24 protein-coding genes are annotated in these 26,222 nt (G+C 61.9%); 14 read left to right on the top strand and 10 right to left on the bottom strand.

Translation table 11 applies throughout. The features are described from left to right. The 4 genes from RI518_RS04400 to purE all read left to right on the top strand — a co-directional run. On the top strand, positions 1-810 hold an 810-nt coding region (locus RI518_RS04400; protein WP_310689465.1), incomplete at its 5' end, for an ATP-binding cassette domain-containing protein. Between the two features lie 26 nt (positions 811-836). Beyond that, the gene (locus RI518_RS04395) at positions 837-1,664 is read left to right on the top strand and encodes a biotin--[acetyl-CoA-carboxylase] ligase (RefSeq protein WP_310689464.1); all 828 of its coding nucleotides are present in this window, start codon (positions 837-839) and stop codon (positions 1,662-1,664) included. 88 nt (positions 1,665-1,752) lie between these two features. Further along, positions 1,753-2,859 (top strand): 5-(carboxyamino)imidazole ribonucleotide synthase, encoded by a 1,107-nt coding sequence (locus tag RI518_RS04390; RefSeq protein WP_310672326.1) that lies wholly within the window; start codon positions 1,753-1,755, stop codon positions 2,857-2,859. Next, positions 2,859-3,344 carry a 5-(carboxyamino)imidazole ribonucleotide mutase gene (gene purE / locus RI518_RS04385; RefSeq protein ID WP_310672327.1) on the top strand — a complete coding sequence of 162 codons (486 nt, stop codon included), beginning with the start codon at positions 2,859-2,861 and terminating at the stop codon, positions 3,342-3,344. The genes RI518_RS04390 and purE overlap by 1 nt, the downstream gene beginning before the upstream one ends. Before the next feature lie 60 nt (positions 3,345-3,404). Here the strand turns inward: purE and RI518_RS04380 are convergent, their stop codons facing one another. The 3 genes from RI518_RS04380 to rfbB are packed head-to-tail and all read right to left on the bottom strand — an operon-like array spanning position 3,405 to position 6,182. After that, a complete protein-coding gene (locus RI518_RS04380; protein ID WP_310672328.1) occupies positions 3,405-4,268 on the bottom strand; it encodes a glycosyltransferase family 2 protein in 864 nt (287 codons plus the stop codon). Next, positions 4,265-5,173, bottom strand: a complete 909-nt coding sequence (gene rfbD / locus RI518_RS04375; protein WP_310672329.1) for a dTDP-4-dehydrorhamnose reductase — start codon at positions 5,171-5,173, stop codon at positions 4,265-4,267. The genes RI518_RS04380 and rfbD overlap by 4 nt, the downstream gene beginning before the upstream one ends. A gap of 25 nt (positions 5,174-5,198) precedes the next feature. Next, the gene (rfbB, locus tag RI518_RS04370; protein WP_310689462.1) at positions 5,199-6,182 is read right to left on the bottom strand and encodes a dTDP-glucose 4,6-dehydratase; all 984 of its coding nucleotides are present in this window, start codon (positions 6,180-6,182) and stop codon (positions 5,199-5,201) included. Positions 6,183-6,384: 202 nt separating this feature from the next. Between rfbB and RI518_RS04365 the strand changes: the two genes are divergently transcribed. The 4 genes from RI518_RS04365 to RI518_RS04350 are packed head-to-tail and all read left to right on the top strand — an operon-like array spanning position 6,385 to position 9,431. Next, positions 6,385-6,972: a dTDP-4-dehydrorhamnose 3,5-epimerase family protein gene (locus RI518_RS04365; protein WP_310672331.1), complete on the top strand. Its 588-nt coding sequence runs from the start codon at positions 6,385-6,387 to the stop codon at positions 6,970-6,972. Then, positions 6,969-7,832 (top strand): glucose-1-phosphate thymidylyltransferase RfbA, encoded by an 864-nt coding sequence (rfbA, locus tag RI518_RS04360; protein ID WP_310672332.1) that lies wholly within the window; start codon positions 6,969-6,971, stop codon positions 7,830-7,832. The genes RI518_RS04365 and rfbA overlap by 4 nt, the downstream gene beginning before the upstream one ends. Continuing rightward, positions 7,825-8,700 carry an ABC transporter permease gene (locus RI518_RS04355; RefSeq protein WP_310672333.1) on the top strand — a complete coding sequence of 292 codons (876 nt, stop codon included), beginning with the start codon at positions 7,825-7,827 and terminating at the stop codon, positions 8,698-8,700. The genes rfbA and RI518_RS04355 overlap by 8 nt, the downstream gene beginning before the upstream one ends. Then, complete coding sequence (locus RI518_RS04350) at positions 8,697-9,431, top strand: ABC transporter ATP-binding protein (RefSeq protein WP_310672334.1); 735 nt, start codon at positions 8,697-8,699, stop codon at positions 9,429-9,431. The genes RI518_RS04355 and RI518_RS04350 overlap by 4 nt, the downstream gene beginning before the upstream one ends. Here the strand turns inward: RI518_RS04350 and RI518_RS04345 are convergent. The 3 genes from RI518_RS04345 to RI518_RS04335 are packed head-to-tail and all read right to left on the bottom strand — an operon-like array spanning position 9,407 to position 13,728. Continuing rightward, a complete protein-coding gene (locus RI518_RS04345; RefSeq protein ID WP_310672335.1) occupies positions 9,407-11,161 on the bottom strand; it encodes a DUF2142 domain-containing protein in 1,755 nt (584 codons plus the stop codon). The two genes, RI518_RS04350 and RI518_RS04345, sit on opposite strands and share 25 nt — an antisense overlap. Before the next feature lie 39 nt (positions 11,162-11,200). Next, the gene (locus RI518_RS04340; protein ID WP_310689461.1) at positions 11,201-12,373 is read right to left on the bottom strand and encodes a glycosyltransferase; all 1,173 of its coding nucleotides are present in this window, start codon (positions 12,371-12,373) and stop codon (positions 11,201-11,203) included. Further along, entirely contained in the window at positions 12,370-13,728 is a 1,359-nt protein-coding gene (locus RI518_RS04335) for a hypothetical protein (protein ID WP_310689459.1), read from the bottom strand. The genes RI518_RS04340 and RI518_RS04335 overlap by 4 nt, the downstream gene beginning before the upstream one ends. 104 nt (positions 13,729-13,832) lie before the next feature. Between RI518_RS04335 and RI518_RS04330 the strand changes: the two genes are divergently transcribed. The 3 genes from RI518_RS04330 (at position 13,833) to RI518_RS04320 (ending at position 19,492) form a co-directional block, all read left to right on the top strand. Continuing rightward, positions 13,833-16,322, top strand: coding sequence for a glycosyltransferase (locus tag RI518_RS04330; RefSeq protein WP_310689457.1), 2,490 nt, complete (start codon positions 13,833-13,835; stop codon positions 16,320-16,322). Between the two features lie 6 nt (positions 16,323-16,328). Next, a complete protein-coding gene (locus RI518_RS04325) occupies positions 16,329-17,411 on the top strand; it encodes a glycosyltransferase (protein ID WP_310689456.1) in 1,083 nt (360 codons plus the stop codon). 68 nt (positions 17,412-17,479) lie between these two features. After that, positions 17,480-19,492 (top strand): LysM peptidoglycan-binding domain-containing protein, encoded by a 2,013-nt coding sequence (locus RI518_RS04320; RefSeq protein ID WP_310672163.1) that lies wholly within the window; start codon positions 17,480-17,482, stop codon positions 19,490-19,492. 13 nt (positions 19,493-19,505) lie between these two features. Here RI518_RS04320 and RI518_RS04315 read toward each other — a convergent pair whose 3' ends face one another. The 4 genes from RI518_RS04315 to RI518_RS04300 all read right to left on the bottom strand — a co-directional run bounded on the left by RI518_RS04315 (position 19,506) and on the right by RI518_RS04300 (position 22,713). Next, positions 19,506-19,853 (bottom strand): DUF2304 domain-containing protein, encoded by a 348-nt coding sequence (locus RI518_RS04315; RefSeq protein ID WP_310672162.1) that lies wholly within the window; start codon positions 19,851-19,853, stop codon positions 19,506-19,508. 14 nt (positions 19,854-19,867) lie between these two features. Beyond that, positions 19,868-20,572 (bottom strand): glycosyltransferase family 2 protein, encoded by a 705-nt coding sequence (locus RI518_RS04310; protein WP_310672161.1) that lies wholly within the window; start codon positions 20,570-20,572, stop codon positions 19,868-19,870. 120 nt (positions 20,573-20,692) lie between these two features. After that, the gene (locus tag RI518_RS04305; protein ID WP_310672160.1) at positions 20,693-21,568 is read right to left on the bottom strand and encodes an N-acetylneuraminate synthase family protein; all 876 of its coding nucleotides are present in this window, start codon (positions 21,566-21,568) and stop codon (positions 20,693-20,695) included. Between the two features lie 8 nt (positions 21,569-21,576). Beyond that, positions 21,577-22,713 carry an acylneuraminate cytidylyltransferase gene (locus RI518_RS04300; protein WP_310672159.1) on the bottom strand — a complete coding sequence of 379 codons (1,137 nt, stop codon included), beginning with the start codon at positions 22,711-22,713 and terminating at the stop codon, positions 21,577-21,579. A 95-nt stretch (positions 22,714-22,808) separates the two neighbouring features. Between RI518_RS04300 and RI518_RS04295 the strand changes: the two genes are divergently transcribed. The 3 genes from RI518_RS04295 to galE all read left to right on the top strand — a co-directional run bounded on the left by RI518_RS04295 (position 22,809) and on the right by galE (position 26,012). Then, positions 22,809-23,753 carry a hypothetical protein gene (locus tag RI518_RS04295; protein WP_310672158.1) on the top strand — a complete coding sequence of 315 codons (945 nt, stop codon included), beginning with the start codon at positions 22,809-22,811 and terminating at the stop codon, positions 23,751-23,753. Continuing rightward, complete coding sequence (gene manA, locus RI518_RS04290; RefSeq protein WP_310672157.1) at positions 23,744-24,952, top strand: mannose-6-phosphate isomerase, class I; 1,209 nt, start codon at positions 23,744-23,746, stop codon at positions 24,950-24,952. The genes RI518_RS04295 and manA overlap by 10 nt, the downstream gene beginning before the upstream one ends. Positions 24,953-25,037: 85 nt before the next feature. Then, a complete protein-coding gene (gene galE / locus RI518_RS04285) occupies positions 25,038-26,012 on the top strand; it encodes a UDP-glucose 4-epimerase GalE (RefSeq protein WP_310672156.1) in 975 nt (324 codons plus the stop codon). Positions 26,013-26,222 lie beyond the last annotated feature (210 nt).

Raw genomic sequence — 26,222 nt, 5'->3', positions numbered from 1 at the left:
AGAGCTCTCGAGGCGTCCCCTGCTCTGGACTCGGTAATCCGACAAGCACAAGGTGAAGACGTCAAGGGCCTCACAATCGACATGAAAAACGTCGAGTTCACCTACCCGGATGCCGAAGAACCGGTGGTGACCGACATCAACCTCACCGCCGAACCGGGGGGTTTCATCGCCTTTATTGGCCCCTCGGGTGCGGGAAAGACAACCCTGGCGGACTTGGTGTTGGGGCTGAACCTTCCCCAGAAAGGCACCGTGCTGGTCGATGGCCGCAACCCACTAGAAATTCGAGAAAAACACCCCGGCCTGATTAGTTACGTCCCCCAGAAACCGGGCATGGTCTCCGGCACGATCGCCCAAAACATTGCCCTGGGTATCCCGGACGAAAAAATCGACGAAGACTGGGTGTGGGAGTGTCTGCGCCTGGCCGCGCTGGACGAAGTCGTCCACGGCATGCCAGGCGGTATCCACTCCTCGCTTGGGAAACAATCCGATCAGCTAAGCGGTGGCCAGCTACAGCGCTTGGGCCTCGCCCGCGCGCTGTATCCGAAGCCACGCCTGGTGATTCTCGACGAAGCGACCAGTGCCTTAGACGCCGGATCCGAGGCGGCCGTGTCGAAAAACATCCGGGAGCTTGGCGACCGGGTCACCCTCGTGGTGATCGCCCACCGACTCTCCACCATTCAGCACGCCGACACCGTCTACGTGGTCGATGAGGGCAAAGTGATCGCCTCCGGTCCGTTTAAGAAGCTTCGCAAAACGGTGCCAATGATTGAGGAATACGTGCGCCTGATGTCCTTCGACGACACCGAATAACCCCGCACCGGAAAAGACAACGTCCCGTGTGGCCAGAACACCCCGCACCGTGTGACCTCACCGGCCTGGCCGACGAGGTCGTGTGGTTGGAGTCGACGGAGTCGACCAATAGCCACACGGCCCGACTTCCCGCATCCGCGGGCAGCAGGGTGGTAGCCAGCTGGAATCAAACAGCGGGTGTGGGGCGGATGGGCAGAACCTGGGTGAGCCCACCCGGGAGGTCCCTGGCGCTGAGCGTCGAGCTCGGTCCACAGCTCACCCCCGCGGATCTGAGCGCCGATGTGAGCGCCGGTGTGAGCGCTGGTCTGAGCAGTCAGTGGCGGGGTCTCTTGCCCCTTCTGGTGGGCACGCAGCTCGCTCACGCACTCGGAGGTGTGGTCCCTGGTGTGGGGGTGAAGTGGCCAAACGACGTCCAAATCGGCGGCGACAAAGTCGCCGGCATTCTGGGCGAAATTGTCCCTCCTGGCCGGGTGATTGTGGGGGTCGGAATCAATGTCGCGCTCACGCGCGATCAGCTTCCCACCGAGAGCGCCACCTCCCTGCTCCTGCACGGACTAGACGACCGGGGAAGTGCCGCCGAGGAGGCCTTTGCCGGAGCATTGCGGGAGTTCTTGGCCGGACTTACGGGCTCACTGGCCCAGGCGAGAGACGGTATTCCCGCCTCGCTCTGGTCGATGGTGCGAGGGGCGCTATCGACCATCGGAAAGCGGGTTCGGGTGAGTTTCCCGGATGGTCACGACATCACCGGTGTGGCAGAAGATCTCGACTCCCAGGGTCGCCTCATTGTCCGCACCGAGACCGGTGGCACAGAAGTCATCGCCGCTGCGGATATTGAACACCTGCGCCCAGCGTGAGCGGCATGTGGCGTGGAGGCCCGGGCACTGGTCCCGTGGGTTCCCCGGGTTCTCCTCAGGAGACCGCGGGGCTTACTAGGCTGTTGCTGTGACTATCCGGGTCGGTGTTGTCGGTGGCGGTCAGCTTGCCCGCATGATGATTCCGGCCGCCCAGGCACTCGGTGTCGAGATTCGAGTCTTGGCCGAATCGGATGAGGCCTCCGCGGGTTTGGCAGCCACCGTGGTCGGTGATTACACCGACTGGGAAACACTGAGCTTTTTTGCCCAAGAAGTCGATGTGCTCACCTTCGATCACGAACACGTGCCCACCCACCTCCTCGAGCGACTTGTCGCCGATGGCGTCGTTGTTCGACCAGGCCCCCACGCCCTGGTCTGCGCTCAAGACAAGTCACTGATGCGCGAGCGCCTGGCGGGCCTTGACGTTCCGCTTCCCGCCTGGGCGGTGGCAGAAGATCCCGGAGATGTTGAGCGGTTCCTCGCCCAGCATGACGGTGTGGCCGTCGCGAAAACCCCCCGCGGGGGTTACGACGGAAAAGGGGTCCGAGTCGTGTCCACGCCCAAGGATGTGGACGACTGGTTGGCTTCCGGTCCGATCTTGTTGGAGCAAAAAGTCGAGTTCGTGCGCGAGCTCGCCCAGCTGGTCGCCAGGCGACCACAGGGCGACTCGGTGAGTTTCCCGGTGGTCGAAACCCTGCAAAAGGACGGGGTGTGTGCCGAGGTGGTGGCTCCCGCGCCCGACCAGTCGAGCGAGATCATCGCTGAGGCCGCCCGGATTGGTCGGGTCATCGCCGAGGCTCTCGATGTGACCGGGGTGTTGGCCGTCGAAATGTTTGACACCCCCTCCGGGCAACTGCTGGTCAACGAATTGGCGATGCGGCCGCACAACTCCGGTCACGTGTTTACTGAAGCGGGGGTGACCAGCCAGTTTGAGGCCCACCTGCGGGCTGTGCTGGATTGGCCGCTGGGTGATACCTCCCTGCGCCAGCCGTGGGCGGTGATGGTGAACCTGTTCGGTGACGCCGGCAATGAGCGCATCCACGCGGCTCTGGACTATTCGCCACAGATCAGACCGCACGCCTACGGGAAACACCCACGCCCCGGGCGAAAAGCGGGGCACCTTGTGGCAACCGGCGATGATCTTGAACAGCTAAAAACCCTCGTGCGGGGCGCGAGCGAAGCGGGAAGGCAGCAGTAATGGACCAGACCACAGTGAGCATCATCATGGGTTCGGATTCGGATTGGCCGGTGATGAGAGAAGCCGGGGAGCTTCTCAAAGAGTTCAAAGTCGATGTGGAAGCCAAAGTGGTTTCCGCCCACCGCACACCCCACGACATGGTCGACTTCGCCGAAGGCGCCGCCGCCCGCGGGGTGAAAGTCATCATTGCGGGTGCGGGTGGCGCCGCCCACCTACCGGGCATGGTCGCGTCACTGACGACCCTGCCGGTGATCGGTGTCCCGATCGCGCTCAAATATTTCGACGGGATGGACTCCCTGCTGAGCATCGTCCAAATGCCCGCGGGGATTCCCGTTGCCACGGTCGCCGTGGGGGCGGCAAAAAATGCCGCCCTGTTGGCGGTGCGGATGCTGGCCGCCCACGACCACACCCTGCGTGATCGTCTGACGATCTACCAGGCGAGACTCCGCGACGACGTCCAAGCCAAAACCCTGGACTGGTTCTAAATAATCGAGGCCGTTTGTGACGCAGCCTCTTTCTCGCCCTCGCCTACTTCTCGCCCGAGCCTATTTCTCGGGTGTCGATAGTTGCAGTGCTCGCCCGCGCAGGAGTTTTTCCCGCAGGGTGAGGCCGAGTGCAATGATGGCCCGCACCGGGAAGTAGAAGGGGCCCGGGTAGCGCTTGGAGATAAACCGCAGCGCACTGTGGTGGTGGGCTTTTTGCATCAGCTCGACGTTACTTTTCGTGGAGTGGCCGCCCTGGTGGATTGCCGTCGCCGCAGGAACATACAGGTTGGTGTAGCCGGCGTCGGTAAGTCGCCAACCGAGGTCGACATCTTCAAAAAACATGAAGTAGCCCTCGTCGAAGCCGTCGATGTCTTGAAAGGCCACCCGTCGAATTAACAAAAATGACCCGGAGAGCCAGCCCGATTTCCTGGTGTCATCGCCGCGGTAATCGCCGCGGTAGGCCACCGTCCACGGGTTGTGCGGCCAGGCCACCCCGAGCAGGGCGTGGCCAATCCCCACACCGAGTGTGGGCAGGGCCCGGGCTGAGGGGTAGAGCGAACCGTCGTCATTGGAAATGGCGGGACCCAGCGCGCCAGCATCGGGGTGGTTGTGCGCGTTGTCGATCAGTGCCTCGATGGTGTGCGGGGTGACCACAATGTCCGGGTTACACACCACCACCCAGTCGCAGTCTTCGGGTAGGGCGGCCACACCGATATTTGCCCCACTTCCGTAGCCGGGGTTTTCTGGGCGGTGAATCACTTCGAGCGAGGACAACCACGGGGTCTTTGGTGGTGTGAGCGCCGTGGGCGAGTTATCGACCACGACCACCGCGTCGGGTAGGACAGTCGAGGCCCGAAGCGATTCCAGGAACGTGCCCAGGACATCGCTGGAGCGGTAGGTCACTACGACGAGACCGAGGCTCACGGCGCCACCCCCGTGGGGTCCGCACTGCCCGGCGCTCCCGGGCCGTCTGGGTGGGCGAAGTCGGGACACACTGTGGGAAATGCCTCCGCGAGGGCGTCCTGCCACGGCCTCGGTGTCTCGAGACCCGCCACACCCCAGGCGTCGTGGCCCAGCACCGACCAGGCGGGCCTGGGTGCGGGTCTCACAAAGGCGTCCGAGGTCGTGGGCTGGATACGCTCCGGGTCGAGCCCGGCCAGTCGAAACACTTCTTTGGCAAAATCGCACCAATTGGTGCGACCCGAGTTGGTTCCGTGGAAAACACCTGAGTGGATGTCGGAGTCGACCAGGCGCTTAATCATCCGGGCTAAATCCCGAGACCAGGTCGGCTGGCCGACCTGGTCGGTCACGACACTGAGCGTGTCGTGGGTTTTCGACAGCTCCAGCATGGTCCCCGGGAAATGTTTCCCGTGTGTGCCATACAACCAGGCGGTGCGAATGATGAGAGAGCCCTCGGGGTAAATCTCTTCTAGTGCTTCTTCACCGGCAGCTTTCGTCCTGCCATACACCGACTGGGGGTTGCGGGCAGTGTCTTCCGGGTAGGGGGTCGTGGCACTGCCGTCGAAGACGTAATCGGTGGAGACGTGAATGAGCCGCGCCTGGTGGGTGGCACAGGCGCGCGCGAGGGTCGCTGGGCCCTCAGCGTTGATGCGCAGGGCCTCTTCCGGTTCTGTTTCTGCCTGATCGACCCGGGTATACGCCGCGGCGTTGATCACCACGTCGCAGTCTGCAACCGCCCGGTCAACCGCGTCCTGATCGGTGATGTCGAGATCGGCTCGGGTCGTGGCGGTGAGGTCGTATTCGTGGAGGATGGAGTGCAGGTCGTGGCCCAACATGCCACCGGCTCCGGTGAGGAGGATGCGGGTCATCGACACTTCTTGTTTCCTGACGCCTTTAGAGGCCAGCACGGGCTTTTAAGGGCTCCCACCAGCCGCGATTGTCGCGGTACCACTGGACCACATCGGCTAAGCCCTGGCGAAACTCCACTTCGGGGCGGTAGCCAAGCTCCCGAGAAATCTTGTCAATGCTCACGCAGTAGCGGCGATCGTGGCCCAACCGATCCTCCACGTGTCGCACAAACGATTCGTCTCGTCCAGTGAGCTCCAAGAGCATCTGGGTGAGCTCGGTGTTCGTGAGCTCTGTTCCGCCACCGATGTTGTAGACCTCACCGCTGGTGCCCTTTTGCAACACCAGCGCGATACCGCGGCAGTGGTCGTCCACGTGTAACCAGTCGCGCTGGTTGCCCCCGTCGCCGTAGAGCGGAACCGGGTGGCCGTCGAGGAGGTTGGTGACAAACAGGGGAATGACTTTTTCCGGAAAGTGGTGTGGTCCGTAGTTGTTGCTACACCGGGTCATCACGGTGTCTAGCCCGTGGGTGCGGTGGTAGGCGCGGACCATCAAATCCGATGCGGCCTTACTGGCCGCATAGGGAGAATTGGGCAGGAGGGGTTCTTCTTCATCCCACTCGCCCTCGTCGATTGAGCCGTAGACCTCATCGGTCGAGACGTGCAAAAACCTGTCTGTCCCGAGCTGGCGGGCGGCTTCGAGGAGTTTCTGGGTGCCCGACACGTTGGTGTCGACGAAGATTCCCGCGTCCGACACACTTCGATCGACGTGGCTTTCGGCCGCAAAGTGCACGATCGCGTCGTGCTGTGGCACGTGCTCCAGCAGTGCCGGCATGTCACGAATATCCCCGCGAATAAAACGAAAACGCGGGTGATCGGCGACCGACTCGAGGTTGGTGAGCGTTCCCGAGTAGGTCAGTGCATCAAACACCGTGATTTCTGCCTGCTCGAGGCCTGGAAGCCTGCCATCCAGGGCCATTCGTACAAAGTTCGAGCCGATGAACCCGGCCCCACCGGTGACGAAAAGTTTCACGGTGGCACTCCTTGTTTTTCGATCGGGTGGTTGTGGTAACGGGTGGGTTCACTATGGGGCTGGCGGGGCACTGAGGCAGTGCGAAAACAGTCTAGTTGTCCCTTTTTTTCCCGCGGCCTTCGCCCCATTCTGGCCCATTGCCGGGTGTGGCTGGGCGAGTGCCCCACGCCGGGTGGGGCCTGGGCGTTGGTAGAGTTCGGGGGTGGAATTCGTTGCTCTGGGAATCGCCGGCGCGTTTGAGGTGCGAAACGTGGTCCACGCCGACGACCGCGGCGAATTTGCCGAATGGTTTCGCTTTGACCACATCGAAGCCAATACCGGCTACCGCTTTCCGGTGAGGCAAGCAAATGTCTCTCGCTCCTCGAAGGGTGTGGTGCGGGGTATTCACTTTGCCGAGGTGCCCCCGGGGCAAGCAAAACTGGTGACCTGCATGACCGGGCGCATTCGAGATGTCGTGGTCGATATCCGCGTCGAGTCGCCCACTTTTGGCCAGTGGGAGGCGATCGATGTCTCTGCCGCGGCGAGAAACGCCATGCTGTTGCCCTACGGCGTCGGTCACGCCTTTGTGGCCCTGGAGGATGACACCACCGTGTGTTACTTGGTCTCCGATGTCTACACCCCGGATAAGGAACACGGAATTTTCCCCCTCGATCCAGAAATCGGTATCGACTTTGGGATGCCGGCTGATCAACTCCTGCTCTCCCCGAAAGACCAGGATGCCCCTACGTTGAGTGACGCTCGCGCAGCGGGGCTGTTGCCCCACGTGAGCGCGAAGGAGCCGGTGAAATGAAAGGCATTATTCTCGCGGGGGGCTCTGGCACCAGACTGTGGCCGATCACCCGGGGCATTTCGAAACAGCTGATGCCCATTTACGACAAACCGATGGTCTACTACCCGCTGTCCACCCTGATGATGGCGGGAATTCGTGATGTCTTAGTCATCACCACCCCCGAATACAACCAGTCGTTTCAGGACCTCCTGGGCGATGGCAGCCAGTTGGGCATGGCCATTTCCTACGCCGTGCAGGATGAGCCGCGCGGCCTCGCCGATGCGTTCATCATCGGCGAGGATTTCATCGGCTCAGATTCGGTGGCGCTGGTCTTGGGCGACAACATTTTTCACGGCACCGGCCTTGGCTCCTCGCTTCGAGAAAACACGGAGATCGACGGTGGGCTCATTTTCGCCTCGCACGTGTCACACCCGGAGCGCTACGGTGTGGTCGATTTTGACGACCAGATGACGGCACTGTCGATCGAGGAAAAACCGGAGAAGCCGAAAAGTAATTTCGCCGTTCCCGGTCTGTATTTTTACGACAACGACGTGGTCGACATCGCCAAGGCCATCACCCCCAGCGCCCGGGGGGAGCTCGAAATCACCACCATCAACGAGCACTACCTACACGGCGGGCGACTGCGGGTTCAAGTACTCGACCGCGGTATCGCCTGGTTGGACACCGGCACGTTCGAATCGATGATGCAAGCCAGCGAATATGTGCGGGTGATTGAAGAGCGCCAAGGTCTAAAAATTGGCTGCATCGAAGAAATTGCCTGGCGGGCGGGTTGGATTACTACCGAGCAGCTTCGCGAACTGGCCGTCCCGCTTCGAAAGTCAGGTTACGGCCACTACCTCGAAGGCTTGGTGGATGGCTAAGTCAGACAGCCCGCAACCGGTCAGTTGGACCAGGACGTACTTTCGGGACGTGTTCAACTCGGGTGAGCTGTTGTGGAATCTCACCCAGCGCGAAGTGCGCGGAAAATATAAGCGCACCGCGCTGGGTCAACTCTGGAGCCTGGCGAACCCCATCGCCGCGATCATCGTCTACACGTTTATCTTCTCCGTGGTCTTCCAAGTGCCGGCCCAGGTGGGCGACCCCAGCGGGTTAGACAACTACGCCCTGTGGTTGGTCTGTGGGCTGTTGCCGTGGTTATTTTTCCAATCGACCATCACCCAAGGGGTGCGCTCCATTGTCGACAATTCGAGCCTCGTCCAAAAGGTGTATTTCCCCAGGCTCGTGCTCCCGCTGTCTCTCACCGGTGCGGGGGTTGTGAACTGGAGTTTTGAAATGGTGGTGCTGGTCATCGCACTGTCCCTGTTGGGGGCTTTCGTGTTGCCGTGGCTGCCGATGGTGGCGCTGTTTATGTTGGTCCTCGCCGTGTTCGCGGCCGGGCTCGCCATGATTTTGGCCATCGCGAACGTGTTCTTTCGAGACTTGGCCTACCTCCTCACCGTCATCCTGCAGTTTTGGTTCTACCTCACCCCGATCCTCTACCCCATTTCGCTGGTCGACACCCAGTCGGATCGCTGGGGCGGATTACTGGGTACGCCGGTGACCCTGGGCGATATTTACCGGCTAAACCCCATGGAGCCCTACGTGTCGATCTTTCGCGACCTGCTCTATCACAACACCTGGCCCGACCCCGCGGCGGTAATTGCCGCGTTGCTCTGGGCGCTGGGGACATTCGCACTGGGTCTGTTCTACTTCACGAAGACCGAAAAGAGATTGGCGGAGCTGATATGAGCGACCCCGCGGTCATCGTCGACGATGTCTCGAAGAAATTCCGGCTCTACCACGAGCGAAACCAGACGCTGAAGTCTGCGGTGATGCGGGGGAAAACCTCCCGCCACGACGAATTTTGGGCGCTGGAGAACGTGAGCTTCGACGTGGCCGCCGGCCAGACCTACGGCATTATCGGCAGTAACGGCTCCGGGAAATCCACCCTGTTGAAGTGTCTGGCGAAAATCTATTGGCCCACGTCAGGATCCATCACCTACAACGGCAAAATGGCGTCCCTGCTGGAGGTGGGCTCCGGTTTTCACCTCGAACTCTCCGGCCGGGAAAACATCTACCTGAACGGTTCCATCCTGGGGATGTCGAGAAAGGAAATCGACTCGAAAATCGAGTCGATTATCGACTTTTCCGGTGTGGAGCGGTTTATCGACCAACCGGTCAAAAACTACAGTTCGGGCATGTATGTGCGACTGGGGTTCTCGGTCGCCATCCACGTCCAACCCGACATTTTGGTCGTCGACGAAGTCCTCTCCGTGGGCGATGAAGAGTTTCAACAAAAAAGCTTCGCCAAGTTTCTCGACCTCAAAAAAGAGGGCAAGACCATCATTTTGGTCAGCCACGCCCTCGACGTGGTCGCCGATATTTGCGACCGGGTCTCCTGGATCGAAAAAGGCGTCTTGCAGACCTCCGGTGTTGGTGCCGACGTGGTCGCGGCTTACCGCGCCAACGGCGAAGGCTGAGCCGTCACCTGCTCGTCTGCCACTGGGCGGTCCTGACTGTGGAGGCGGAGGGCCTGGTCGGAGGCCTTCGTGGCGTAGACCACGACAATCCACGCCACCGCGGCAAACGCGATCGAGCCGATTAACCACACCGACATGGGGGTGATGGCGGATTCTCGAAGACCAAACCACCACCATTCGCGGCCCGCGTTGAGATCAAAGCCCCGCTCGTCGAGACCCGTCGTGTAGCGACGGATGTTGTGGTGGAGTGCCACCGAGTTGGCGATCGCCAAGGCTCCGGCAATCCAGGCACGCTGGGAGAACTTCTGAATAATGCCCGGTGTGCCCTCAGAGCGCAGCACAGCAACCCCTAAGAGGACTACTAGCAGCGGTAGTCCGTAGCGCGACTGGAATCCGGCACCGACCAAGAAGCCCGCCTGCTGGAGGATAAACAGCGGATAGACCCACATCATCGCGAGAATCACAAACGTCACGGCGCGCACCCGCCAGGTGGAGCCGGTAATACCCAGGCCCAACAGGGCGATGAAGACTCCGAAGGATAAAAACGCCACGAGTTGGGGCATCGGGGTGTCTAACCAGCCGAGCGAACCCCAGGGCCAAATCCCAAAAGACCCCATCCATAGCCCGGGGACTTCGATGAAGTTGTGCCAGAGCAGTTGCCAGTCGAAGGGTTCGCCGTCGCTACCGATTCCTTCGGTGAGGACACCAATGGCTCCGCCTTGAACAAACAACCACCCCACGGCGGCGAGAGCACCCACGGCCGGAATCCACAGCCGCTTCACCAACTGCCGAAAGGGAGCGTCGGTGACAAAGATCGCCAAACCGGCCGTGGCAATCGCAAAGAGGGTGGCGTCGGTGCGGGAGGCGACCGCCAGCAACACAAAGACGAGGAACATGCTGCCCAAAATCCATTTGCGATAGTTGGTGGATTCCAAATACCCCAACAGGGCTATCCAGGCGGAGCCCACCCCGATCAGCGACCACGAACTGGGGTTGGTCGAGGGGATGATGAACATCCCCAAGGGAATCAGCGTCGCCATCCACGCCCACGCGAGGGGGCTTTTCAACCGAATCGGAAGGAGCCACCACAACAGCACGTTTAGACCCACAAACAGTGTCGCGCCCACCATGCGCATGGTGAACACGCTGGTGTCGACGTTGCTATCGGCAAACTGGTTGTAGCTGAGGAAAAAACCGGTGGGGTAGTTCGCCTTCGACTCGACGATGTTCAAGCGGTTAGTCATCGTCTCGCGGTCATCAGCGGTGGTCATCAGAGGCTGACAGGCGGCACTCGCGTCTGGGTCTTGACTAAAACACCGCGCCTCGATCAGCGCGGTGGGCACCATTTTTCGATTACGGCGTTCTTCCAAATCACAGGGGCTCCCCGGCTCCGCCGTGGTGCACCAGATTGACGCTAAATGAAAATCAGAGTCTGGTTCCGAACCAGAGGGCGAACTCATCGCCCACGCCCCGAGGCTCACCACACCCAAGACGAACACGAGGATTGCTCCCGCGAGCCGGCTGTGTCGAACAGAGCTCCACAGGGACCCCAGAGTGACACCGGCGGGGAGGGCCCTGCGCCTGGGTCGTGTAGGCGCAGTCGACTCCGGCGCCTGGTTTCCGTCGGGAGTCCCGTTGCTCTCTGGCGGCCCGCTGCCCTCTGGAGGCGTCTGGCCATCAGGGTTCGACCCATCAGGATTCGACACGGAGTCGGCGTTTGGCTCGGTCACAGAGTGGCGTCCTTCCCACGTGGCTCCTGCCACACGATATTAAGAGCCTAGCTGGCCGAGCACCGCCACAATTCGGGGCGCCACGGTGGAGGCGACGTAGTGCTCAGCGACGTGGGCGAGCGCCCGGTCGGCGACGTGTGTTCTGCCGGGAGTATCGGCGAGGGCGCCGAGGAGTGTTTCTGGCCACTGGGCGGCATCGGCGAGGTAGCCGTTGTCGCCGTGGCTGATCGTCTCGGTAAATACCGGGGCCGGTGAGGCCACAGTGGGGACACCCACGGCAGCGGCCTCAAAATATTTGAGCTCAGATTTGGAGTGGGCGAAGACGTTGTGCTGGATGGGGGAGAGATTCAGCGTCACCTCAGCGATTGCGCGTTGCAGTCCGAGGAAATCCATAAACGCGAGGCGCTCAATGCGCGTGGAAAAATCTTCCAGGGAGGCGGGGATGTCCAGATACCCGGCGATGCGAAGCCTCGCCTGGGGGTAGTACTCCAACACGGCCCGAAGGCCGTCCGCGGCGATCTGGTAGTCGCGGTTATGGGACGCACTGCCGGAGAAGTAACCGATGATGGGCGCTTCGGTCTCTGGTGTGAGCTGCTGGCCTCGAAGGGTCGCGGAATAGTCCCACTGTTCGTGGTTTAAGAAGTTCGGCACCACCCAGACCGGGACATCGAATGTCTGCTGCAACTGGCCCTGGAGGAACGCGGTGGTGGTGATGATGCCGTCGACGAGCTCGAGGCTTTCTCGAATGCGCCCGACCACACCCACCCATTTTTCGATCCTGCCGTAACGGCTGAGGCCCTGCTGCAGGCTGGAGACCAACAGCGGGGTGGATTCGACGTCGAAAATGTTGTCATCGAGGTCATAGAGCACCGGGATGCCCTTAATTCGGGCGTGGCGAACCAACCGGTCGACGTGGGAGTCGTAGCGCACCCGCACCAGGATGAGAACGTCGAGGTGGTCGACCAGGTTGTCGATCGACTGCAGGTCGTAAAGAAAGAAATAGCCTGCGGAGAACTCTTCAGAGTGGCTATTGAGTGCCTGGACCATGTTGTAACAGCGGTAGCGAAACGTTCCAGGCTCCGCCCGCTCATATACATAGCCGACGCGGGTGGTCCCCGGCTGAAGCTCCTGGAGCCGCTGTGCGAGGGTCTTCTCCCACGGCATTGTGGCCAACACCCTGTAGTGGTGGGCCGCGTCGTCGGACGGACTCACGCACGGCCTCCCATGGAAGCCACCACAGAGGCAGTCACATCATCCCAACTCGCTGCCGGTGGCGAGGGGTGGGTGGTACCCGCCAGGAGGGCAGAAACAGCATCCACGACGCCGTCAATGTCGCCCGCACTGGGGCTGGTGTGTGGGGTGGCATCGACAGTCGAGATGCCCTGTGCGTCCAATTGTCCGCGAAGGAGTGAGCCTTCTGTTCCCGCTCTGAGGGCCACCGCGTTGTCCACGCTGCCAAGCGCTGTGGCCCACTGCTGTGGGGTGGAGAGCGCTTGTTGCACCACCCGTCTGGAGCCCAGCAGGCTGACGGGGGCGACATCGAGGCCGAGGAACACCACATCCACGGTGTCGTCTAGAACACCGCGGGCGAGACATTCGTCGATCACCTGGACGCTTCTGGCCACGAGGCTCTCCGGTGAGGCCTGATCGACAATGACTCCAAGTCTGGAGCCGGTCTTTGTCTGCGAAGAGTGCGGCATCAGGGCGGGAAGCGTGTCGATTCGTGTCTGCTCGCCCGCGATATCTGAGGCGTCTACTGCCCCACCGACCACGATGGTGCGGGTGTGGGGGCTGCTGAGGGCCTGTTCGGCGAGGAGTCGACGCTCTCCCGCTGCGAGGCGCTGTGGTTCGTGGGCGGTGAGCACCCAGTGCAGGTCGCGTGGGGGAACAAGGCGAGACAGGGAGTGGTAACTGCTGATGGAACTCGCCCACCAGTGTTCACCCTCCACCGTGTCGACATCGTCGGTGTGTCCTGGTTCTCGCCGGGCGATATCCAACAGCGGCCGCTTCTCGGGCATGACAGCTTGCAGCGCCGCAGAAATTTCTGTGGTCGGGATCTCGGTGCTTCGCAGTACCACGCGAAGGCTCCAGCCGGCAGCGGAAGCCGTCTGCGCGGCGAGGGCGAGTAGCGGGGTGTAGCCAAGGCCTAAGAGCGTGGGGGTGTAATCGTCGATGACGACACTGAGCCTGGAGCCCGGTGTGCCGGGCACGGCAAAGATGGGCAGGGGGGCGAGTTCGGGGTGGAGCGATTCGCGAAAGATTGCCCCAGATTGGGTAGCCAAACGGCCCTCCTCTTTTCCGTGTAAGACGTAGTGCATCAGTGGGTTGGCCTGTGATCCCCGGACATCCCGGTAGCGCTCCAGGTAGAAGCTGGTGTCAAAATCGGGGGACGGGTCTAAGCCTTGGCGCCAACCGCGCACCAGGTAGTGCAGGAGCGGTGACGGCCAGAGTCTGGCGGCTTTGCTGTGGCGGCGATACCACCGGGCATCGAAGAGTCCGGAGTCAGTAATGGCACCGCGCAGGCGGAGAAAGTTGCCCAGCCTGGAGCCTGCCTGGCTGTTATCCATAGCGGAATCCTCCCACGGTGGGCACGCCTGAGACCGTAGGGTAAGTATGGCAGGTCCCCCACCCACGGCTGGAATGCGAGTTTCTGATGACGAACCATCCACTGGTGAGCGTCGTCTTAGTCAACTACAAGGGTGCCCCAGACACCCTGGTCGCCATTGAGGGTCTTCGCGGGTTGGACTGGCCGAAAGACCGTCTCGAAATCGTCGTGGTCGATAACGCCTCCGGCGATGATTCGCTGGACACACTCCGCCCCCTCGCTCATTCGAGCGCCGATTCGAGCGCCGATTCGGTCACCGATTCGATCACACTGGTGGAATCGTCTGAAAACCTCGGGTTTGCGGGTGGCTGCAACCTGGGGGTGAGTCGGGCACACGGCGACGTCGTCGCCTTCTTAAACAACGACGCGAAGCCCGATGCCGGTTGGTTGACCCACGGCGTCGATGCCCTTTATCGCACACCACAAGTGGGTGCGGTGGCCAGTCGCGTGCTGGACTGGGAGGGCAAGACCATCGACTACGCCGGAGCGGGCCTCACCTGGTATGGCATGGGCTACCGGCCTCTGTCCGGCCACCCGGCGTCGAGGAAAAAAGAAGCCTCCGCGGGGCCGGTGCTCTTTGGCACCGGCTCGGCCATGCTGGTGCGAAAAGACGTCTTTGACACACTCGGCGGCTTCGACGAAGACTTCTTCATGTTTTTCGAAGACGTCGATTTTGGTTGGCGGTTAAACCTCGCAGGGTGGACCTACCAGTACGCACCAGACTCGCTGGTATTTCACAAACACCACCAGTCGATGAGCGATATCGGCAGCCACAAAGAAGAGTTCCTGCTCGAGCGAAACGCTCTCGCGTGCCTTTACAAAAACCTGGGCCACGAAAAACTGCGCACCGTGTTGCCGGCGGCAATGATGATGTCGGCCCGCAGGGCCGCCACCCGCACCGGGGTGGACACCACGGCGTTTGATATTCGCCGAAGCGACCCCGAACCAGAAGCCGTGGACCCTCTCGCCTTGGTGCCGCTCTATGCCACCGACCAGTTTCTGGAAATGTTGCCGGCCCTGAAAGCCAAACGCCAACAGATTCAAGCCTCCCGGGTGGTCTCCGATCACTGGATGTGGAAGCTCTTTGGCGAGCCGGAAGCGCCCATGTCGACAGAGCCCGGGTACCTTCGTGGGTATGACACCCTGCAGGAGGCCTTCGACGTGGTGAGTGATCCGCCGGCAACGAGTGTGCTGATCATCACCGGTGATCCACTGGGCCAAAAGCTCTCCGGTCCGGGCATTCGCGCCTGGCAGATGGCCAGAGCGCTCGCCCCCAGCCACGAAGTGACCCTGATGACGCTCACCGAACTGGGCGATGTCGAACACACCGGATTCGACGTTGTCCAGGTCGCCCCCGGAGACAATAAAGCGTTTGGTCCGTGGGAGGCCTGGGCCGATGTGATCATCTTCCAAGGCCACGCCCTGGATCTCTTCGATGCGCTCCAGCGGAGCACCAAACGACTCATCATCGACATTTACGACCCGATGCACATCGAACAGCTCGAACAGGCCAGGCACCTGCCAGAAGACCAGTGGTCGGCCCACGTCGCCGACGCCACACAATCCATTACTAACCAGTTGCGCCGTGGCGACTACTTCCTGTGTGCTTCAGAGCGACAGCGACATTTTTACCTGGGTCAACTGACCACGCTTGGGCGGGTGACCCCCCAGGGCTACCGCGATGACCCACACCTTGAGCGGCTGATCGGTGTCGTGCCCTTTGGAATCCCCGACGATGACCCCACACACGACACCGAGGTATTGCGCGGTGTGGTGCCGGGAATCGGCACCGATGACCTGGTGCTCATCTGGAGTGGCGGGCTCTACAACTGGTTTGACCCGCAGACACTGATTCGTGCTGTGGCGGAACTCGCGGGGAGGCAGCCGCGAGTGAAACTGTTCTTCCAGGGCACCAAGCACCCCCACCCGGGTGTTCCGGAAATGCCCATCGTCGACGAATCGAAAAGTCTCGCCACAGAGTTGGGCGTGTTGGACCGCCACGTGTTTTTCAACGACTCCTGGGTGGATTACACCACCCGGCACAACTACCTGCTGGAGGCAGACGCGGGGGTGTCCACCCACCGGGCCCACCTCGAAACGACGTTTTCGTTTCGCACCCGAGTGCTGGATTACCTGTGGGCAAAGCGCCCGATGGTCCTCACCGAGGGCGACCATTTTGCCGAGTTGGTCCAACGCGAAGCGTTGGGCGTGGTCGTTCCCGCCGGGGACGCCTCGGCGCTCGCCGACGCACTCGAGCGGGTCCTCACCGACGAGACTTTTCGCACCCAGGCCATCGACAACATCACCCGGGTCCGCGAGTCCTACCGCTGGCACCGGGTACTCGCCCCGCTGTTGCACTACGTCGCCGGGGTGGGCCACCCCGAAGAGCCCGCGTTGGCATCGCGGGAGGGCACGAAGCGTTTCTCGCCGCTTCGACCCCGAACGACGCGTTTTCGCCCCGGCGATATCGGCCGCGGGTTACAGCGTCTGGGCCGGGGTGAGTTTCGACTCATCGTCCGGGCCATCGCCCGTCGAATCGTGCCGCGATCGAGGTAACCGACGGTGTCTGACAGCCCGAATAGTGACAGCCCGAATAGTGACCGGCACGGTTCTGACCCGCGCAGCTCTCACGGGCTCGGTTCTGACGAGCACATTCCTGGCCCACACCGCCTCGCGGTGGCCATCGCCACCTACAACGGTGAGCGGTTTATCGGCCAGCAGTTAGAGAGCATCCTTGAACAAACCCGGTTGCCCGACGAAATAGTCGTCTCTGATGACCAGTCGAGCGATGACACGGTCGCGATCGCGGAGGCGATGTTGCGGGGGCCCTGCGAGGCGGCGGGCATCACGCTGAGAATCATCGAGCACGACACCCCCGCAGGGGCGGCTGCCAATTTCGCTCACGCGCTGGCTCACACCACCGCCGAGGTGGTGGCGCTGGCCGATCAGGACGACTGGTGGCTGCCGCACAAACTAGAGACCCTCGCCGCCCATTTCGACGCGCTCCCAGAATTGGTGATGGTGCACTCGGATGCGGACCTGGTCGACTCAGAGGGTGAAAAGACCGGTCTTCGCGTGCTCCAAAGCTTGCGGATGACCACCACCGAGCGGATCAACCTGGTGACCGGTCGGGGTATTCGGGCCCTGGTGCGTCGAAACCTGGTGACCGGTCAGACGGCGCTTATGCGTCGAGAGCTCATCGAAACGGCGGGGTCGATTCCCGCCGGTTTCGTCCACGACGAATGGTGGGCGTTGGTGGCGGCAAGCCAAGACGGGTTGCTGTTGGACCCCCGGGTCTTCCAGCACTACCGCCAACACGAGGGAAACGAAATCGGGGCTGACAAGTCTGGCCTTCAGCGCCTGCGGGAGCGCTTTAGTGAACCCCAGAGCGCGTTTCGCGCTCGCCACCGGATTCGACACGAGGGCCTTGGCGCCTACCTCAACTCCCCGCAGTGGTCCGGATCCGATGAAGCGGCGCGACTCTTGCGGGGTCGAATGTCCCACTACGACTGGCAGGCCACACTTCCTTCTGCCCGCCTGGCGCGGGTGGCCCCGGTGCTGTGGCGCTACCTCACCGGTGACTATCACCGGTTTCGACGGGGGTTGTTTGACGCACTGAGGGACCTGGTCCAACCCGGTCACTGACAGCGCTCAGGGGCGAAACACCCCCTCAATACCGGGTTTTTCTCCCCACCCCGCATAGCTTTACAGACGTGAAAGCTTTTGTGCTCTCTGCTGGCGCGCTCCTGCTCGGAGTGCTGGTCGCCATCGGCGGATACCCCCTCTCGGGTCTGATGACCCCTAGCGCGTATGCCTCCGAGCCGACACCCGATCTGGAACACGCCGCGACGAACGGCAGCACCGTGGTGGGTGCCGACTCGGCGGGTCGGCTGTGGTGGTCCGACGGCGACGGCGAAGACGGCACCTGGGTCGATTCCGGTGTGGCGCTCGGCAAAAATGGGGTCACCTCGCTGATCTGGACGGGCGAGCGGTTTATCGCGACGTCGTTTTTTTCGTTTGCCCGAAGCGATGACGGTAAAGACTGGACGGTGCGAGTCTTTCCCCTGGGTGAAGCCTTCGACCCGGGCGACATCATCTCCGATGACGAGTTTTTCCAACGCGGCTCGATGAGCGCGGAGGAAATCCAAGACTTTCTCGATAGCAAAATCAGCGACTGTCGAGACGACTATGTCTGCTTAAACGAATTCGAAGAGGACACCTTCGACCGCGACAAAACGCTGCTGTGTCAGGCCTACGACGGAAAAGACGACGAATCGGCCGCCGAGATCCTCTACAACGTCTCGGAAGCCTGCGGTGTCGCTGCGGAAGTCCTCATCGTGTTGCTGCAAAAAGAAATGGGCCTGGTCACCCACACCTGGCCGTCTAGTTGGCGCTTCGATAAAGCCACCGGGTATGCCTGCCCCGACACGGCACCCTGCGACGAGCGCTACTTCGGTTTTTACAACCAGGTCTATAACGCCGCGAAACAGTTCAAGCGCTACGCCAACCCGCCAGGAACCAGTCGCTTTTTCACCTGGTATCCGGTGGGCAAGCAGTCAAACGTGCGCTGGCACCCGCGCTCCTCCTGTGGCACGTCGCCGGTGACGATCAAAAACCAAGCGACCGCCGGGCTCTACTACTACACCCCCTACGCCCCCAACGAGCCGGCCATGGCGAACCTCACCGGCACCGGGGATTCCTGCTCCAGCTACGGAAACCGCAACTTCTGGCGCCTCTACAACTACTGGTTTAACCCCACCACAGAATTTGGCACCTACATCACCACCGACGACGAGGCACTGCTCGCCGTCGACGGCGACGGCTATCTCGCCCGTTCGACCAACGGGGTGAACTGGTTGCGGGTGGGGCGAATTCCGGATGTGGGCGGGTCCAACCGCATCGCCCAGTTTGGCTACACCGACGAAGGACGCCTCGCCGTGTTGACCGCCAAAGGCGACGCCTTTCACACCGAGGACATGGAGGACTGGGATGCCCTCGAGATTGAACAAACCTCCGTCCCGCAAACTTTTGTCACCAACCACACGGTGAAATCCGGTGACACGGTGTGGGCGATTGCCAGTAGAAACGGCGTCAGCGTCAGCACAGTGGTAAAAGAAAACGACCTTCCCGGTGACGGTTCGTTCATTCGAATCGGTCAAGAACTCACCATCACTAAAACCGGTGAAGTGCCACAGTTTGAGAGCCCGATCGAGGCGCACTCGTCACACGTGTCACTGGCGTCTCTGGGCATTGACGACCAGAGCGCCACGACGGTGAGCGACGACTCCAGCGACGACTCCAGCGGTGAAGACTCTGGCGATGATTCCGGCGGGGGCGATTCGGACTCGGAGGACTCCAGTGAGGAGAGTTCCTCGAACTCTTCTCGTGTGCTGCAGCCTCTCGTCACCCAACAGGGCGACGCGGACACGGTGTATGTCGTGAAGCGCGGCGACACCCTGATTCGCATTGCCTACCGATACGACACCACCGTGTCGGCGCTTCGAGACGCCAACACCATTCGAAACGTGAACTTCATCGTGATCGGTCAGCGCCTCATCGTGGGATCAGACTCCCAGGAGCAAAAATTCCACACCGTGGAATCCGGGGACACCGTGGAATTGATTGCCGAACTGCGAGAGGTGTCGACCACCACGATCTTGGCGTTGAACTCCAGCCTGGAGACGAACTCGGAGCTCGAGGTCGGCTCCCTGGTGCGCGTCGAATAACTCGACAGACGAATTAGCGGGTGGGCGTCTTGTCGTCGAGCTCGGCGCGCAGCAGCGCAATTTCTCGCGCCAGGTCGGTGTTGGTCTTATCGATCGAGAGCATTCGTCGGTATTGGTGGACGATGTAGAACATCATGGCGACGATGAACAAATACAGCAGCAGGTCGGAGCCTTCCTTCACACCCAGCAGTGACGCGGTGCTAAAGAGCAGGTCGGGGACGATAACCAAAATGACGCCACCCACCAGCGCCAAAATCAACACCAGGCGGCGCACCGCCTGGGTCTTTGCGCTCGGTTTGGATTTCAGCAGGTAAAAACTAATCAGAATCAGGGCGATCAGCAGGAGCCACTGTGAGGGCATGAGGGGTTCCTTTCCTAGCGGACGATCAAGTCAAAGAGGATGTTGATGGAGTTCAACAGCGACTGACCTTTGCGTTTCGAATACTCGGTGTAGAGGACCTCGACCGGGTATTCCTTCCACTTCAGTTTGGTTTTGGCCAGTTGGTGCACGATTTCAGTCGCGTGGCTCATCCGGTCCTGGATGAGGTTCACGTGCTCCAAGGCGTCGGCTCGGATCACCCGGATACCGTTGTGCGCATCGGTGAGTTGGAGGCCGGTCACCACGCGGGTAATTAACACCGCGACTTTCAAGACCACTTTCTTGGCAAAACCGGGTTTGGTGCGTTTGTCGAGAAAACGCGAACCGAACACGATGGCGAGGTCTTTTCGCCGGGCAAAGGCCAACATGTCCACCACGTCTTCCACGCGGTGTTGGCCGTCGCCGTCAAAAGTGATCAGGTAATCGACGTCGCCCGCTCGGCGCGCCCAACTAATCCCGGTCTGCAGGGCTGCACCCTGCCCCAAGTTCATCGGGTGGGTAATCACCTTCGCCCCGGCCCGCCGGGCGATGTCTGGTCCGCCATCGCGGGAGCCATCGTCCACGCACAGCACCCGGCTGAAGTGCTGCTGGAGCTGCGAGACGACACCCTCGATGACGGCCGCTTCGTTAAATAGCGGGACCACAACGACACAGCGCGGCTCGGCGAGCTCGCGCTGTGGTTGGGTTTTCCCGGTCGCCACGCGTCTATTCTCCCAGAAAGCGCAGCACGGCGGGGATCGGCCAGTGGAGACGGGGCGAGAGGAGACCGCGCTGTTCGGAACGGCGTGGCACTAAATGGCGCGGCACGAGACGGCGCAGCACTAGACGGCGCGACGGAGCTTTTGCCGCGGACCCTCTTCCGATTCGTAGACGCGTTTGACGCCATCACCGAGGGCCGATTCGATCACCCGGACGTCTCGGACTAACCGGGTGAGACCCGTCGGCTCCAGCGACGCCCCGTGGTCGGTTCCCCACATCGCACGATCCAGGGTGATGTGGCGCTCGAGCGCGTTTGCTCCAAGGCCGACGGCAGCCAGGGAGACCTGAAGCCCGGTTTCGTGCCCGGAGTAGCCCACGGGAACACCGAAGCGCTCGCGCAGGGTGTGGATCATTCGAAGGTTTGCCTCCGCCGGGTCCAGCGGGTAGGTGGAGGTGGCGTGCATCAACACCAGGTTGTCTCGACCCACGGTCTCCACGGCGGTGTCGATTTCTGCCATGGTCGACATTCCCGTCGAGAGGATCAGGGGTTTTCCGGTCTCGCGCAGTGCCTCCAGCAGCGCGATGTCGGTAATTGAGGCGCTGGCGACTTTGTGGGCGATGACGCCGTGTTTTTCCAGAAACTCCACCGAGGGGACATCCCAGGGCGAGGCGAACCAGTCGAGGCCTTTTTCTGCGCTGTAGCGGGCAATTTCGGTGTATTCGTCGTCACCGAATTCGATTCGGTGCTTGTACTCCAGGTAGGTCATCGTGCCCCACGGAGTTTCTCGTTGGAGGTGCTTTTGGGCCTCCGGGGTGGAAATATCGGGGGTGCGTTTTTGAAACTTCACCGCTTGGCAGCCCGCGACGGCGGCGACGTCGATCAGCGCTTTGGCGTGTTCGAGCTCACCGTTGTGGTTGATGCCGATTTCGGCGATGACGTAGTTGGGGTGGCCGGGGCCCACCATGTGGTTCCCAATAGCTACCGGTTTTTCGCTCATGTCCACCCTTACGCTCTCTTCAGAATCAAATCGGCCAATTCTCGCACTGCCCCGCGCCCCCCGTGTGATTCGAGAATCACACGGGCTAACAGTTTGACATCGGGGTGGGCATCCCCGGTCACGACCGGCCAGCCGACAAGACCCATCGCGGCCGCGTCGTTGACGTCGTTGCCCAAATACGCCACCCGCTGCAAATCGATCTGGTGTGTCTCGGCCCAGGTCGACAACGCTTTCGCTTTATCGTCTTGACCTTGAATCACCTCGACTCCCAGTTTTTCCGCCCGGGTCGTGACAATCGGGTTTTTCTCCGTGGAGAGGATCAACAGCGGCAGCTCGGCCTTTTTCAACAGGGTGATGGCGTAGCCATCTCGGCGACTCACCCGCACACTCTCGACGCCGTCCTGGTTGACAAAGACGTGGTCGTCGGTGTGCACACCGTCAAAGTCGAACACGACCGCGTCGATGGGCCCCATCCGGGTGGTCGATTCCCCCGACATGGCCAACTCGCGGGCGAGTTGTAAATCGTCGGGGGTGTCGATCTCGAGCGATTCCCGCCGTCCCACCTCGACGGCGCCGATTCGACCGTGAAAACGTGAGCCCGACTTTTTGATGCCGGCCGCCCGGAAGAGATAGAACGCTCCGGTTTCCATCACGCGGTGGGGCAAGTCTTGGCGTCTGGGTCTCGACCCCAGGTCGTGGCCGAGGGGGATGAGTTCATCGCCGCGGGCTTCCCATCGAAACCCGTGGTCTTCGGTGGCCGAAAACACCGCGTCATATGCCCCCGAGTTCATCATTCCGACGGCCTGATCTAAGTCGCTGGGGTCGATAAACGGGCTGGTGGCTTGAATGAACACCACAAGGTCGGCGTCGGGGACCACGTCGAGTGCGTGCAGGATGGCCGATTCGCTACTGGCTTCGTCGCCGGCGAGTTCGGGAGGGCGGTTGATCACGGTGGCGCCATTGGACTGTGCCACCGAGGCGATTCTCTCCTGGTCGGTCGAGACGTAGACCCGGTCGATGCTGCGTGTCGCGAGCGCACTGCGCACCGCCCGGGCGACCAGGGAGACCCCGTGGACGGGTTGGAGGTTTTTATCCGCAATGCTTTTTGAGCCTCCGCGGGCGGGAATGATGGCGACCGTACTCACCCGGCAAGACTATCGGCCAGGCCGTGCCCGGGGGCGAAAATTGCCCGCACGGGCCTGCCCGACCCGCTGTGCCAGGCGGACTAGGCTGAACCATCATGAGCCTGACCGGTGTGGCTCCCTGGCTATCTGCCAATCTGGGGCCCGTTCTCCAGACCCGACTCCCCTTGGGTGCGCTGTTACAGGCCCAGTGGAAAGGCGGTGTGTTTGGTCGCTACGACGTCTTACTCAGAAGCGTGGTCGCCCAGCAGCTCCTGCGCGATAAACCACCCAGCCGGGCAACCACAGAAATCTCCTGGTACAACACCATGCAGTCGCTTCGGGCGAATAAGGACACCCTCGCCACGTTTACCGATTTGGCGCGGGCGGTGCGCGATGTGGGCCTCGACCCGGATTTTCCGATCGGTATTTCCCCGCGCGGCAGCCTGCTCGATGGTGCGCACCGCTTCGCCATCGCGCTCGCGCGAAACGAAGCCACCATCGCCGTGGATGTGCGCCTGTCGAAGCGTCTTCGACCCTTCGAGCGGCGCTGGTTTGTCGAGGCGGGCCTGCCCGAGGCGGCGCTGGTGGCGATGGATGCGGAGCTCGATCGCACGATGGCTCACACCGGGGTGGACACGATTCTCATCACCCCCCGCACCTCTGAGCCCGTCCGGACCTGGTTGGCACCGCTCCTTCCCGCGGGGATGAAGGTGGTGCGCGAATGGTCGGTGTCACTGTCTGAGGGCGACGCCAGCGAATTGGAGCGCATCATGCGCGAGATTCCCTGGCACGAAAAAGCGAGCAAACGCCTCCCCGCCAGCAGGGAATTGCCGGGCGGTGCGCTGGAGGTGGTCCGCCTGCGACTGGCCCACCACCAACTCGAGCGGATCAAAAAGACCGCCACAGCCAGAGACCTGGTCGCGGCCGAGTTTGAGGGCTCCCTTCGGGAGGCGATCGGCCGGGTCGCGCTCGTGGGCCAGACCTACCAGCACAACCGCGGCGGCCTGAACTTTCTCGCCGGACACGGCTGGCACCACCAGGCGGGCACGACGTGGCAATAGCGAAACTGAGCAAAACCCTGGCCCACTACCCGTGGGGGGGCAGGGGCGCCATTTCTGAACTCTTTGGCTGGAGTGAGTCGAATCAGCCAGAAGCCGAATGGTGGTTGGGTGTCCACCCGGTCCGCCCCAGCACACTCGCCGCAGATGGTGGGCCACTTTCGGAGTGGTTGCAGCGCCATGACGCGCGCTCCGACCTGCCCTACCTGTTGAAAGTCTTAGCCCCCACCATGCCGCTGTCACTGCAGGTCCACCCCAGTACCGAGCAGGCGCACGAGGGTTATGACCGGGAAGTCCAGCAGGGCGTGGCGCTTGATTCTGGTCACCGACTGTTTAAAGACCGCAGCGCCAAACCGGAACTCGTTGTCGCCCTCCAGGGTGGCTTCCACGCCCTGGCGGGGGTGCGACCACTCGAGCAGACCGTGGCGGCACTGACCGGACTCCAGCGCGGAGGCGACGCGAGCGAGGTGCAGGCGTTGATGACTCGCCTGCAACGAGACGGCATCGCCCAAACGGCCTCGTGGTTAGTGGGCGGTGATCAATCCGTCGCGACACTGGTGTCGCAACTGAGCCAACTGGCGGATGCAGCAGCTGTGATCGCCAGCGCGGGAGAGGGTGGGCGAGAAGAGCTCGCTACCGACCCCGGGGTTGTCGCGGCGGACACCATCATTCGACTGCGCGAGCACTTCCCGGGTGATCCGGGAATCGCGGTCGCCATGCTGCTCCACCGCGTCGATCTGGCACCAGGTGAAGCCCTGTTTGTCGATGCGGGAGTCCCCCACGCCTACCTCGAGGGCTACGCCGTGGAGTTAATGGCCCCGAGCGACAATGTCCTGCGCGGGGGCCTCACCACCAAACACGTCGACGCCGATGCTTTTGTCGACATGGTGGTGTGGCAAGAAGGCCCCATTCCCCGCCTGGAGCCCACCGGTGGCGACTCTTCGGTGGAGGTCTACCGACCCGCCGGGCACGATTTTCAGTTATCCAGGCTGCGCGGAGAGCGCACCCAGGAGCGGGTGGGCCTGGTGGGCCCCAGCATTGTGCTGTGCACGGAGGGGACCTGGCAGGTGCGCGGACCCCGCGGGTCCATCACCGCCAGCCGCGGCGAAGCCTGGGCGGTCAGCCAATCAGAATCACCGCTCACCCTGGAAGGCTCGGGGGAGCTGTGGTGGGCAAGCCCCAGTGAAGGCTCCGGCCAGTAGCGGCCAGTAGGGCTGAGTCGCGAGTGCTGATGCGCACTGTTTCGCTGATGCGCACTGGTGTGCTCTGGTCGCTAGGCTCCAGACTATGAAATTTCTCGTCACTGGAGGCGCCGGTTATATCGGGGGCCACACCGTCCATTCGCTGGTGGCCGCGGGCCACGACGTGGTCGTCATCGACGACCTCTCCTCGGGCCGGGCGGAGGTCCTGCCCGACGGGGTGTTGCTGGTGGAGGGGTCTGTGACCGACCCCGCGGCCTTGGATCAGGCGTTTGGCCACGCGGTGGACGGGGTCATCCACTTCGCCGGGTTTAAACACGCCGGTGTCAGCGTGGACAAGCCGTTGGTGACTTACGACCAGAACGTGGTGGGAATGCTTCGACTGCTGGAGGCGATGGAGCGTGCGGGGGTGGGACACATCGTGTTTTCGTCGACCTCAGCCGTCTACGGCGATGTCGATGCACCGGTAATCGAAGAAGACGCCCCCAAAAACCCCGCATCGCCTTACGGCGAATCCAAACTGGTGGGCGAGTGGATATTGCGCGATCAGGGCGTTGCCACGGGGCTGAGGCACTGTTCGCTTCGCTATTTCAACGTCGTCGGCTCTGGAGTGCCGGGTATTTACGACACCAGCCCCTATTCGCTGCTCTCCATGGTGTTTGCCGCACTGAGGAGGGGAGAGACCCCGCAGGTGTTTGGTACCGATTACGACACCCCCGATGGCACCTGCATCCGCGACTACATCCACGTCCAAGCCCTCGCGGATGCGCACGTGCAGGTGGCCGAAAAGCTGGTCGCCGGTGAGTCCCTGCACAGTGCCTACAACCTCGGTAGTGGCACCGGCTCGAGTGTGGCGCAGATGATGGCCGAGGTGGCGAAGGTCACCGGCGTTGACTTTGAACCCGAAGCGCGCCCCCGCCGGGCCGGCGATCCGATGAAAGTCGTCGCCTCCGGTGAGGCTGCCGCCCGCGATGTGGGCTGGGCGATGCACCAGTCGGTCGCCGAGATGGTGGGCTCCGCGTGGCGGGAATATTCTGCGGCCCACGGCGTGTCGCTCAACTAATTGGCGAATAGGGTTTTCCTCACAGTGAGCGCCCCAGCCCCCTATTTACCGGACTTTAATAACGAGGGTCGGGACTGACCTTCTAGTAAAGCGTGAAAAAACCGGGTTTCTGGACTTGACGCGGGGGTAATTACACCGATGTAATACTGGCAGTACCGTGGCCTGTGGCGGTACCAGCAAAGGAGTAGAGAGTGGCGGAGTTTCGCAACT

The organism is Pontimonas sp., assembly GCF_031581085.1.
Lineage (GTDB): Bacteria > Actinomycetota > Actinomycetes > Actinomycetales > Microbacteriaceae > Pontimonas.
Note: the sequence above shows the minus strand (reverse complement) of the source record. Positions and strands in the feature narration are given on the sequence as shown.

What these genes read in the sequence shown, in the direction of transcription:
- purE (WP_310672327.1), top strand. Translation starts at nt 2,859, where the DNA reads ATGGACCAGACCACAGTGAGCATCATCATGGGTTCGGATTCGGATTGG.
- rfbD (WP_310672329.1), bottom strand. Translation starts at nt 5,173, where the DNA reads ATGACCCGCATCCTCCTCACCGGAGCCGGTGGCATGTTGGGCCACGAC.
- rfbA (WP_310672332.1), top strand. Translation starts at nt 6,969, where the DNA reads ATGAAAGGCATTATTCTCGCGGGGGGCTCTGGCACCAGACTGTGGCCG.
- RI518_RS04355 (WP_310672333.1), top strand. Translation starts at nt 7,825, where the DNA reads ATGGCTAAGTCAGACAGCCCGCAACCGGTCAGTTGGACCAGGACGTAC.
- RI518_RS04350 (WP_310672334.1), top strand. Translation starts at nt 8,697, where the DNA reads ATGAGCGACCCCGCGGTCATCGTCGACGATGTCTCGAAGAAATTCCGG.
- RI518_RS04335 (WP_310689459.1), bottom strand. Translation starts at nt 13,728, where the DNA reads ATGGATAACAGCCAGGCAGGCTCCAGGCTGGGCAACTTTCTCCGCCTG.
- RI518_RS04315 (WP_310672162.1), bottom strand. Translation starts at nt 19,853, where the DNA reads ATGCCCTCACAGTGGCTCCTGCTGATCGCCCTGATTCTGATTAGTTTT.
- RI518_RS04305 (WP_310672160.1), bottom strand. Translation starts at nt 21,568, where the DNA reads ATGAGCGAAAAACCGGTAGCTATTGGGAACCACATGGTGGGCCCCGGC.
- RI518_RS04295 (WP_310672158.1), top strand. Translation starts at nt 22,809, where the DNA reads ATGAGCCTGACCGGTGTGGCTCCCTGGCTATCTGCCAATCTGGGGCCC.
- galE (WP_310672156.1), top strand. Translation starts at nt 25,038, where the DNA reads ATGAAATTTCTCGTCACTGGAGGCGCCGGTTATATCGGGGGCCACACC.